General features: G+C 41.7%; 11 protein-coding genes. 7 read left to right on the top strand and 4 right to left on the bottom strand.

The window, feature by feature from the left end; all coding sequences use genetic code 11:
• Window positions 1–318: 318 nt before the first annotated feature.
• Window positions 319–1,149: a hypothetical protein gene (locus tag H6A27_RS10975; RefSeq protein WP_204402504.1), complete on the top strand. Its 831-nt coding sequence runs from the start codon at window positions 319–321 to the stop codon at window positions 1,147–1,149.
• Window positions 1,150–1,238: 89 nt separating this feature from the next.
• Here H6A27_RS10975 and H6A27_RS10970 read toward each other — a convergent pair whose 3' ends face one another.
• Window positions 1,239–1,811, bottom strand: coding sequence for a superoxide dismutase (locus H6A27_RS10970; RefSeq protein WP_204508693.1), 573 nt, complete (start codon window positions 1,809–1,811; stop codon window positions 1,239–1,241).
• Window positions 1,812–2,204: 393 nt separating this feature from the next.
• Here H6A27_RS10970 and H6A27_RS10965 point away from each other — a divergent pair, with 393 nt between their 5' ends.
• From H6A27_RS10965 to H6A27_RS10950, 4 genes are all read left to right on the top strand, one after another.
• Complete coding sequence (locus H6A27_RS10965) at window positions 2,205–2,915, top strand: hypothetical protein (RefSeq protein ID WP_204508692.1); 711 nt, start codon at window positions 2,205–2,207, stop codon at window positions 2,913–2,915.
• A gap of 72 nt (window positions 2,916–2,987) precedes the next feature.
• On the top strand, window positions 2,988–3,344 hold the full coding sequence (locus H6A27_RS10960; protein ID WP_204390573.1) for a P-II family nitrogen regulator: 357 nt from the start codon (window positions 2,988–2,990) through the stop codon (window positions 3,342–3,344).
• 116 nt (window positions 3,345–3,460) lie between these two features.
• Window positions 3,461–4,765 (top strand): ammonium transporter, encoded by a 1,305-nt coding sequence (locus H6A27_RS10955; RefSeq protein WP_239469663.1) that lies wholly within the window; start codon window positions 3,461–3,463, stop codon window positions 4,763–4,765.
• A 119-nt stretch (window positions 4,766–4,884) separates the two neighbouring features.
• A complete protein-coding gene (locus H6A27_RS10950) occupies window positions 4,885–7,068 on the top strand; it encodes a glutamine synthetase III family protein (protein ID WP_239469662.1) in 2,184 nt (727 codons plus the stop codon).
• 98 nt (window positions 7,069–7,166) lie between these two features.
• On the opposite strand, the gene H6A27_RS10945 is transcribed toward H6A27_RS10950, so the two are convergent.
• On the bottom strand, window positions 7,167–7,817 hold the full coding sequence (locus tag H6A27_RS10945; RefSeq protein ID WP_204508691.1) for an HAD family hydrolase: 651 nt from the start codon (window positions 7,815–7,817) through the stop codon (window positions 7,167–7,169).
• A 140-nt stretch (window positions 7,818–7,957) separates the two neighbouring features.
• On the opposite strand from H6A27_RS10945, the gene H6A27_RS10940 reads away from it, so the two are divergent.
• Together H6A27_RS10940 and H6A27_RS10935 are read left to right on the top strand one after the other, a co-directional pair.
• The gene (locus H6A27_RS10940; RefSeq protein ID WP_204402513.1) at window positions 7,958–8,617 is read left to right on the top strand and encodes a DUF2490 domain-containing protein; all 660 of its coding nucleotides are present in this window, start codon (window positions 7,958–7,960) and stop codon (window positions 8,615–8,617) included.
• Between the two features lie 11 nt (window positions 8,618–8,628).
• Window positions 8,629–9,135 (top strand): nitroreductase family protein, encoded by a 507-nt coding sequence (locus H6A27_RS10935; protein ID WP_204402515.1) that lies wholly within the window; start codon window positions 8,629–8,631, stop codon window positions 9,133–9,135.
• On the opposite strand, the gene H6A27_RS10930 is transcribed toward H6A27_RS10935, so the two are convergent.
• The gene (locus H6A27_RS10930; RefSeq protein WP_204402517.1) at window positions 9,126–10,154 is read right to left on the bottom strand and encodes an ABC transporter ATP-binding protein; all 1,029 of its coding nucleotides are present in this window, start codon (window positions 10,152–10,154) and stop codon (window positions 9,126–9,128) included. The two genes, H6A27_RS10935 and H6A27_RS10930, sit on opposite strands and share 10 nt — an antisense overlap.
• A complete protein-coding gene (locus H6A27_RS10925; RefSeq protein ID WP_204402519.1) occupies window positions 10,154–11,185 on the bottom strand; it encodes an iron ABC transporter permease in 1,032 nt (343 codons plus the stop codon). The genes H6A27_RS10930 and H6A27_RS10925 overlap by 1 nt, the downstream gene beginning before the upstream one ends.
• Between the last annotated feature and the right edge of the window lie 34 nt (window positions 11,186–11,219).

Here is an 11,219-nt window from a genome sequence, read left to right as displayed (position 1 = left end):
CTCAGCAGAGCTCGCCTCCTCTTTGATCCACGAGGCAAAGTTAACACTTTCCTACTTGAATCTACTACTTTTAAAGACCAAAACGTTGCACTTCGTTTTGGAATCTACACACTTTTTTATTCTCTTTTGTTCGTCCATTCTTTTAGTGTATTGAAAATAAGATGATTATGACGCGAAAAAATATGCAATATTATTGAGCTTTGTCTGTGATAGACAGGATGAGCTTCGTGAAAGCCAAACTTGAAAATTTGCAATTTTCATTTGTCTCTCCACATACCTTTCACTATTTTTGCAATCGAAATTAATAATGTGATATATATGAAAGTTTACAGAATTCTTGTTCCGTTAATGATTTTTTTCCTTGCTTCATGTGGGCAGGAGGAAAAAAAAGCTTCTGATTTGTTAAAACGTGCCGAGGCTTCCTTTCAGGCGGCCAATTACAGTGAGGCGAAACTTCGTATAGACAGTATTAGGAATTTATATCCTAAAGTTTTTGATGTTCGTAGAAAGGCTATCGGACTGATGCAGCAGGTTGAACTTAAAGAGCAGCAAAATTCTTTGGCTTATCTTGACAGCATGATGGCAGTGAAGCAGACAGCGCTTGATTCTGTAAAGGGAGCTTATGTATTTGAAAAGGATACAGCATACCAGGAAATAGGTAATTATTTTTATCCGACACAGATTGTTGAAAAGAATATTGGAAGGACTTTCCTTAGGGCAAGTGTAAACGAGATGGGAGAAATGTCAATAACCTCAATTTATTGTGCCGGCGGTTCGCTTAATCATACTTCGGTAAAGGTAAGCTCAAGTGATGCTTTTGCGCAGACACCTACATCTCCTGACATGTATGTCACTACTGATTTGGGAAGAACAATCGAAAAGGCTGATTATAAACTTGGCGCTGATGGTGGCGTGATAGGTTTTATTATTGCAAATAAGGATGCCAAGTCGTTGAAACTTGAGTTCATAGGCGACCGCTCTTATCGTACAGTAATGTATTCGCCTGATATAAAAGCTATAGTTGAGGTAAGCAAATTGGCGCAGATTCTTTCATCTATGGAAGAAATACGGAAAGAGCAAAAAGAGGCCAATCTGAAGATACAATTCTTGAACAAGAAAATAGCAGAAAATGCGGCAGAAGTAAATTAAAAAAATGTCCTGTCGTTTAAGGTAAAACGCCTTGTCGTTTTGATCAAAACGACAAGGCGTTTTACCTTAAACATATAAGACACTTAAAATTATAGTCTTTCCGCTACTTTATTCCAGTCTATAAGAGACCAGAAGGCTTCTATAAATGCTGCTCTGTTGTTGCGGTAATCAATGTAATAGGCATGTTCCCATACGTCTATCACCATGAGTGGTGTGAGTCCGTCTGTCAGTGGGTTTCCGGCATTTGTTGTATTTACAATTTTCAGTTTGTTTTCTTTGTCTTTTACAAGCCATGTCCATCCGGAGCCGAAAAGTCCTGTAGCTGATTTAGTGAATTCTTCCTTGAACTTTTCAACGGATCCGAATGCTTCATTCAGTTTGTCCGAAAGTGTAGAAGGAATTTCTTCCTGATTCGGAGTGAGTGACATGAAGAAGAATGTATGGTTCCATGTCTGGGCTGCATTATTGAATGTTGGTCCCTGAGCTTTGCATATTATGTCTTCGAGTTTCATGTCCTCGAATTCAGTTCCGGCAATAAACTTGTTCAGATTGTTTACATAGGTTTGCAGATGTTTACCATAATGGTAGTCGAATGTTTCTTTGCTCATCTTAGGAGCAAGTGCTTCCATGTCATAAGGAAGCTGGGGCATTGTGTGAGTCATAGTAGTATTGTTTTAAAAAAACTTCTTATTACAAAGTTAGAAACTTTAGTCGGATATATCGGAAAACTTATGATTTATTTATATGTTGTATGGCATAAATCTGATTTTATATTTTACGCGATTAAAGCTCAACTTTTAGATTGAAATATTTTTAAGCAGATTTGTTGTAAATTGTAATGTGAACACTTGTTTAAAGTTGTAATTTATTTTATGATGTTTTTTAAAGTCATAAAGTATATATTATTCGTACTCCGTCTTTCAAAAAGATGTAATTTTGCATCAAAAGAAAACATAAAGATATAAATAAATTGAATATGCTTTCTAATAGATACGACTATATCCATGGGTGTTAGCTTATATATTACAAATGTTCAATTAAAAAGGTAAAGAGGTATGAAAATGATTAAAGGTAAAAGAATGATGTTGATAATTGCAATCTTAGGATTGACTTCAACATCGGGCATAAAAGCTCAGGACAAGGTGGAAGCGTCTGTAGGAGCCGATTTGGTAAGCGGATACATCTGGCGAGGACAGGATTTGGGAGGAGTTAGTATTCAGCCAAGTGCCGGATTATCGTATAAAGGTTTTTCTTTGTCGGCATGGGGCTCTGTTGGTTTTAACGGTGGAGATACAAAAGAATTTGATTTGACATTGGGTTATTCTTACGGTGGATTCAATATCGGCGTTACCGATTATTGGTTCACAAGTCAGGACTCGCCAGCCAGATATTCCGATTATAAGGATGCTCATACTTTCGAAGTGGCATTAGGCTATGATTTCGGTCCGTTGGCTGTAAATTGGTTTACAAACTTTGCCGGATTGGTAGGTACTAATGAGGAAGGTAAAGATGTCTATGCTTCTTATATATCAATTTCTGCTCCTTTCAAATTAGGTGGTATTGATTGGAATGCCGAGATAGGAGCTACTCCGTGGGCTAACAGTTTTTATAATGGTTATTCAGATGGTTTCAAGGTTTCGTCCATAAGCCTTCAGGCATCCAAAGAAGTGAAAATAACGGATAGTTTTTCATTCCCTTTGTGGGCGCAGGCTATCTGGAATCCCACTACAAAAGGCGCGTATTTCGTGGCCGGGATAAGTTTCTGATGTTCATGCCATAATTTATACAAATACAATCAAATATACATACAAAATACAAATACAATAACTAATGAGATTATGAAAAAGATTGAAGCTATTATTCGCCGGACTAAGTTTGACGATGTAAAGGAGGCTCTTCTGAAAGCCGATATAGAATGGTTTTCTTATTACGATGTGAGAGGGGTCGGGAAGACACGCGAGGGACGCATATACCGAGGAGTGGTATATGATACCAGTTCCATAGAGCGCATTCTGATATCTATTGTTGTGAGAAACAAGAATGTGGATAAAACTGTAGAAGCCGTGATGAAGGCTGCGCATACAGGCGAGATAGGCGACGGGCGTATTTTCGTAATCCCGGTGGAAGATGCTGTCCGCATTCGTACCGGAGAACGTGGAGACATCGCACTCTATAATGCGGAACAGGAGAAATAACCTTGTTCGTCATTCCTTAATATATAAATAAAATAACTAAATAAACGAGATAAATTATGGACAAATATATAAAAGGCGGCATGCGTATGTTGCGGTATGCCGTAATGCTTCTGATTATGTTTTGTTGGGTGCCTGATGTGTGTGCGAGTGAAGAAACTGTTGTAACCGAGCCGGTTTTGAATTCCGGTAATACGGCTTGGCTGTTGGTTGCCTCAATATTGGTGTTGTTTATGAGTATTCCCGGTATCGCTTTATTTTATGGCGGTTTGGTTCGACGGAAAAATGTGTTGAGTGTCATCATGCAGACGCTGTTTATTGTTGGTGTAGTCAGTATTTTGTGGGTGGCGTTCGGCTATAGTTGGGCGTTCGATACCAGTTTTGCCGAAACAGGCAATCCGCTGGCGTGTATAATAGGAGGCTTCGACAAGGCTTTCCTTCACGGCATCGGCATCGGCACTCTTACAGCAGGCGATATTCCCGAACTGCTTTTTGCGATGTTTCAATGCATGTTCGCAATTATTACGCCGGCATTGATACTCGGTGCTTTTGCCGAGCGTATAAAGTTTTCCGGATATGTATTGTTTATTACTTTGTGGGTGATTGTAGCTTATTTCCCTATGGCCCATTGGGTGTGGGGTGGAGGATTCCTGCAGGAAATGGGTGCTATCGACTTTGCCGGAGGTACGGTCGTGCATATTAACGCCGGAATTTCCGCATTGGTTATGGCTATCATGCTTGGCAAGCGAATGGATTATAGGGTGGGACACCCCATTACGCCACACAACGTGACTTTCGTTTTTATGGGAACTTCTTTCTTGTGGTTAGGCTGGTTCGGATTCAATGCCGGAAGTGGGCTGGCGGCCGACGGACTGGCGGCGAACGCTTTTATGGTGACGCATATTGCCACAGCCGCCGCTGCCATAACATGGATGGTGATAGATTGGTTTTGCAATAAGAAGCCTACCATTATCGGCTCGTGTACAGGAGCTGTGGCCGGACTTGTGGCTATCACTCCCGCAGCCGGCACGGTTGATTTGCTTGGCGCATTGTGTATCGGCGTCATTACTTCCGTGGTATGCTTTTTCATGGTTGCCGCTGTAAAGCCTAAGTTTAAATACGATGATGCCCTCGACGCTTTTGGAGTGCATGGAGTGGGTGGTATAATTGGTTCTGTCCTGACAGGTGTGTTTGCTACGCGTTTTATTACCGGAGAGGATGGTGTGCAGGGTGCCTTGTATGGAGACTGGCATCAGTTGTGGATACAGATTCTGGCTACGGTAATTTCTATTGTATATAGTGCGGTAGTTACTTTTATCCTGTTCAAGATTGCTGACGCGACTGTTGGCTTGCGTGTTGACAAGCGTGTGGAAGAAGAAGGTCTCGATATCTATGAACACGGTGAATCGGCATACAACAGATAATTAATAATTAACAATTAATAATTGATAATGAACAATGAATAATTAATAGTGAATAATGAAGACATCAACTCGTTTTTAATTATTAATTATTCATTGAATAACCTAACAACTAAATAAATATGATTCGTTTTAATGTAGTGGAAAAGGCTTTCCAGACAAAGCCTATGGAGGTAAGCGTACCAAGCTGCCGTCCGAGTGAGTATTTTGGCAAATACGTATTCAACAGGGAGAAAATGTTCAAGTATCTTCCAAGCACGGTCTATGCTAAGTTGGTAGATGCGATGGATCATGGAGCTGCTCTTGACAGGGCTACTGCAGATGAAGTTGCGGCAGGCATGAAACGTTGGGCAAGCGAACTTGGCGCCACTCACTATACACACTGGTTCCAGCCTCTTACTGAAGGAACAGCGGAGAAACATGATGCTTTCGTGGAACACGACGGCAAAGGGGGAATGATGGAAGAATTCTCAGGAAAACTTCTTGTTCAGCAGGAACCTGATGCTTCGTCTTTCCCTAACGGTGGTATCCGTAACACTTTCGAAGCTCGTGGATATAGCGCATGGGATCCTTCATCACCGGTATTCGTTGTAGACGATACATTGTGTATTCCTACAGTATTTATAGCATATACAGGCGAGTCGCTTGACTATAAGGCTCCATTGCTTAAGGCTCTTAGTGCTGTAGATAAAGCAGCTGTGGCTGTATGTCATTATTTCGACAATAACGTGAAGAAAGTAACTGCTTTCCTTGGATGGGAACAGGAATATTTCCTCGTTGACGAAGGTTTGTATGCAGCCCGTCCGGACCTGTTGCTTACAGGACGTACACTGATGGGACACGAAGCTTCTAAGAACCAGCAGCTTGAAGACCACTATTTCGGAGCTATTCCTACGAGAGTGGCTGCATTTATGAAAGACCTGGAGATTCAGGCACTTGAACTTGGTATTCCTGTGAAGACCCGTCATAATGAGGTTGCTCCAAACCAGTTTGAGCTTGCTCCTATCTATGAAGAATGTAACCTGGCTGTTGACCATAATATGTTGGTGATGTCGCTTATGCGTAAAGTGGCACGTGCTCACGGATTCCGCGTCCTTCTGCATGAAAAACCGTTCAAGGGTGTAAACGGATCAGGAAAACATAACAACTGGTCGCTCGGTACGGATACAGGTGTATTGCTAATGGCTCCCGGAAAAACTACAGAAGAGAACCTTCGTTTCGTGACATTCGTGGTAAATACGCTGATGGCTGTTTACAGACACAACGGATTGCTGAAAGCTTCTATCATGAGCGCAACAAACGCTCATCGTCTGGGCGCCAACGAAGCACCTCCTGCAATCATCTCTTCATTCCTTGGCTCGCAGCTGAGCAAAGTGCTCGATCATATCGAAGAAAATGCAAACGAAGACTTGGTCTCTCTCGGTGGAAAACAGGGCATGAAGCTTGATATCCCTCAGATTCCGGAATTGCTTATCGACAATACTGACCGTAACCGTACTTCGCCGTTCGCATTTACAGGAAACAGATTCGAGTTCCGTGCTGTTGGTTCTGAAGCTAACTGTGCAAGTGCTATGATTGCTCTGAACACTGCTGTAGCAGAACAGCTTGTTATCTTCAAGAATGAAGTTGACGCTCTTATCGAAAAGGGTGAACCTAAGGTTTCTGCTCTTCTTCAGGTGTTGCGTAAATATATCAAGGAAAGCAAACCAATCCGTTTCGACGGCAACGGTTACAGCGACGAATGGAAGGAAGAGGCTATGAAGCGCGGATTGGACTGCGAAACCAGCTGTCCGATTATCTTCGACAACTATCTGAAACCTGAAAGCGTGGCAATGTTCGAGGCTACCGGCGTAATGACTCGCAAGGAGCTTGAAGCACGCAATGAGGTGAAATGGGAAACTTATACCAAGAAGATTCAGATTGAAGCCCGTGTATTGGGTGATTTGGTAATGAACCATATAGTGCCTGTTGCTATCAGCTATCAGACTAAGCTTATCGACAATGTATTCAAGATGAAGAGTCTGTTTGCAGCTGAAGAAGCTGAGAAGCTTTCTGCAGGTAATGTTGCTATAATCAAGGAAATATCTGAACGTACGGCATATATCAAAGAACATGTTGATGCAATGGTTGAAGCCCGCAAGGTAGCAAACAAGATTGCTTCTGAACGCGAAAAGGCCATAGCATATCATGATAATATCGCACCTATGCTTGAACTTATCCGTTACCATATCGATAAGCTAGAGTTGATAGTTGACGATCAGATGTGGACTTTACCTAAGTATCGTGAGTTATTGTTCATACGATAACATATACGATTCTCTATTTATTGGTTGTTTAATTCAGAGAAAGAGCCGGTACGCCGTGATGGCGTATCGGCTCAATTTTTTATATACTGATGTTATGTTTATCCCAATAGGTATTTATGCAGCATCATTGCATCGTCTGCAATGAAGTCAGGATTATAAGATTCCAGTTCCGCCTTAGGTCTGAATCCCCAGCTTACTCCAACTGTGGTTACGTCAGCGTTTTTCCCTGTCTGCATATCAACACATGAGTCGCCTACGTAAACTGTATCCTTCTTACTGATGCCGGTGTGTTCGGTAATTTCATTAACTATTGTTGGATCCGGTTTTGATGGGACTCCATCTCTTTGTCCCAATATTTCTGCAAAATTGATATCAGGAAAAAATTCTTTTACGAGTTTTACAGCCGCAGCCTGATATTTGTTTGAGGCTACTGCAATCTTTATGCCTGCATTCTGTAAGTCAAGCAGCAATTCGTTTATTCCCTGATAAGGTCTGCTCAGGTCAGAGTTGTGGGCATCATAATACGGAACAAAAATAGAACGTATCTTCATTACATATTCCTCGTTGCGCTTGTCTTCCGGTAGTGCACGCTCGAAGAGTTTGTTTATACCGTTGCCAACGAAGAATTTGTATTCTTCTTCTTTGTGCGTAGGGAGTCCGTAGTGTTCCAGAGCTACGTTTGTAGCCGTAGCCAGGTCGGCGATAGTGTTTAGTAGTGTGCCGTCTAAATCAAATATCACAAGTTTCATATATTGTCGTTTTTAATTTTTTAGTTTTAGGGCTTAGAGACAAAAACAAACCGTAAAACTATCAAACTTATTTTACGGTGCAAACATACTTAAAATCGTTTATTTATAGTATTTTTGTTTTCTGAAAATATCTGAAAAATATGCAAACACATAGGTTGAGGATGCTTTTGGCTATACTCATTTTACTTGTAGGTTTTGGTAAAGTTGGTTTGTCGGCACAGGAGACGGTGGACTGGAGGTCGTGGACATCGGCTGTAGTCAATTACAGGATAACCAAATCTCTACTCGTAAGGACAAAGCTGGAGTACAGGCTTAAGGATGATATCAGTAAGTCTGACAGATGGAGTCTGAATGCCGGATTGAATTATAACATTCTGCCTTTTTTAGAAATAAAAGGTGCCTATGAGTTTCACCACAGAAAGTTAGGTGACGATTTATGGAAATTCAGACATAGGTATTATTTAGGTGCTCAGGCTTCATGGAAATTCTGTGATTTCAAACTTTCTTGGAGAGAACGTTTTCAGCAGACTATACAGGATGGTGATGTAGAGAGCATGTTGCGTTCGCGTATAAAGCTTGACTATGGAATTCCAGGAACATGCTTACAGCCTCATTTTTCCATAGAGACTTTCCAGTGTCTGAACGACGGTACATTTCCGAAAGTGTGCCGGATAAGATACAGACCAGGTGTTAAGATTGGATTTTCCAAAAGATATGCTCTTATCGTGTTCTATTGCAGGCAATACGAAAAACTAAGGAAATCCAACATTGCCGGAATGGAAATGGATTTTAATTTTTAAATACAATATATATGTTTATAGATTTAGTAAAACAGCGTTATTCTGTTCGCTCATACGATGAACGACCTGTAGAAAAAGAAAAGTTGGATTATATCATGGAGTGTGTGCGCTTGGCTCCTTCAGCTGTGAATTTCCAGCCCTGGCATTTTTATGTAGTGACTGACAAAGAAAAACTGCAGGCTGTGAAATCTGCTTATCACCGCGAGTGGATACAGAATGCTCCATGCGTAATAGTTGCATGTGTCGATCATAATGTGGCTTGGCATAGAAGTGCGGACAATAAAGACCATTCTGATATTGATATTGCAATAGCCGTAGAGCATTTGTGTCTTGCGGCAACTGAACAGGGACTTGGAACTTGCTGGGTTTGCAACTTTGATGCCGTACTTTGTAGCGAAGTGTTGTCATTGCCTGAGAATGTTGAACCGGCAGTACTTATTCCTATTGGTTATACTCCAAATACAGAAGTTCCTCAGAAAAAGAGGAAAGGCATTGATGAAATATGCTCTTATCTATAATTCAGGACAGATAGTAAATCAATAAGCTCACCGTAACTGCAGCAACTGTGTTTTCTGCCTTCAATATTCAGATTAATTTCTGAACGAGACAGAACATACAGTTCCGGCAGTTCTTTTTTATCTGTGGCTAATGACTCTTCAAGACATAGAAAACCATGTCTGTTTAGTGCGTTTTGCGTCCAATGTTTCAGTACCTGGTCTTCAGTATGGAGTATTATCGAGTGATTTGCCTTTACGGTAGGCGAAAATCCTCCGTGCATTATGTCGAATTTTATGTCCGCTTCAGGGAATAGCCTGTCCATCATACCTGAGAGTATTACGTCCTCAGTCACTCCGCAGTGTATTCCGTTTTCCGGAGTAAGAAGCCAGAGATAGTCTGCTGTGACTAATGCCTGTTCTATATCGTGTGTCGATAGTAGTATAGCCTTGTTCTCATCGTGTGCCAGACGATGGAGTAGGGTAAGGATTTCTATTCTGCTTACAGCGTCAAGAAATGCGGTAGGTTCGTCAAGCAGGATAATCGGACATTCCTGTACTATGGCTTTTGCTATCATGGCTTTTTGACGTTCACCGTCCGAGAGCTGTGCGGTATATGTATCTGCTTTATGGTCTATCCCTGTTAGATGTAGGGCATGTTCCACTATTTCTTTATCGTAGGCGGAAAGGTGACCAAAAAAGCCTGTGTGAGGCTGGCGACCGAGCGACACAAGCTGTCGTACAGTAAGTGCACCGGCAAATGTCTTTTCCGTGAGTACGAGCCCAATGGTTCGCGAAAGTTCTTTTTCCGAGAAACTTTCTATCATCTTTCCTGTGAGCATTAGTTCGCCTCCAAGTATAGGCTGTGATGCTGATAGGGTACGCAGTAAGGTTGATTTACCTGCTCCGTTAGGACCAAGCAAGCATGTCAGGTTTCCGCCTTTAAGACTAAAATTGAGGCTTGAGTGCAGAGCCTCTTTATGACCTTTTGTCCTGTACCCGATGCTCAGGTCTCTGGCTGTAATCACGGCATTATTGTACATCAGTTAAAGTATTGTATTTTCTTCTGGTTTATTATTACGTATATTATTACTGGAGCTCCGAGTACCGGAGTAACGGCATTTATAGGTATTATGCCGTTTTCGCCGGGCAGTATGCTTATTATTGAGCATAGCAGTGCCATTGCCGAACCGCATAATGCAGTGGCAGGCAGTAGTGTATTGTGGTTTGATGTTCCAAGCAGTAGTCTGGATATATGCGGAACAGCCAGTCCGATGAAAGATATAGGTCCGCAGAATGCGGTTGTAACCGCAGTAAGGATTCCGGTGGAGAGTAATAACAGGTTTCTTGTACGACGTATGTTTACTCCGAGATTTTCAGCGTATCTTGTTCCTAATAGTAGGGCGTTCATTGGTTTTATGAGCATTATTGATATAGTCAGACCAATGAATATCATTATGGTAAATGCCGGGAGTTGAGATAGGGAAACTCCGCCGAAATTTCCCATACCCCATGTAATGTAAGAGTGTACACCTTCGGCTGTGGAAAAGAAATTCAGTAATGAAATGACCGACGATGTGACATAACCGGTCATGATGCCGGCTATGAGTAGCATTACATTGTTTTTTATAAGTGTTGAAAGAAAGAGTATGAATGCCATTATTACGAATGCGCCGGCCATGGCCCCTGCAATTACTGAAATAAAACCTCCGAATGTGATAGCTGAAGTGGTTATGCTTCCACCCAACCCCAGAATAACCAATGCAGCTCCAAGACTTGAACCGGCACTGATACCGAGTATTGATGAATCGGCGAGCGGATTGTTGAATGTCGTTTGCAGCATAAGTCCGGACACTGAAAGTGCGGCGCCGGTGAGTATGGCTGTGATTGTCTGAGGTATCCTTGATTGAAGAATGATGAATGTCCAGCTGGACTTCTCAGACTCACCTCCAAGCAGAATATCTGTAACAGCCGATGCCGGAATATCCACTGACCCGTAATATAAACTTATAGTTGCGAGTATGAATGTCGTTACGGCAAGTATTATGATGTAAAAAGTATTCTTGGTTTTCAAAATTCAGTTTTTATACAGGTTCTCATGTTGTGCT

Origin of the sequence: Bacteroides caecigallinarum (assembly GCF_016902295.1) — a bacterium.
GTDB classification, from domain to species: Bacteria; Bacteroidota; Bacteroidia; order Bacteroidales; family Bacteroidaceae; genus Phocaeicola; species Phocaeicola caecigallinarum_A.
The sequence above is the reverse complement of the archived record's forward strand: the minus strand, read 5'-3'. Positions and strand labels throughout refer to the sequence as shown.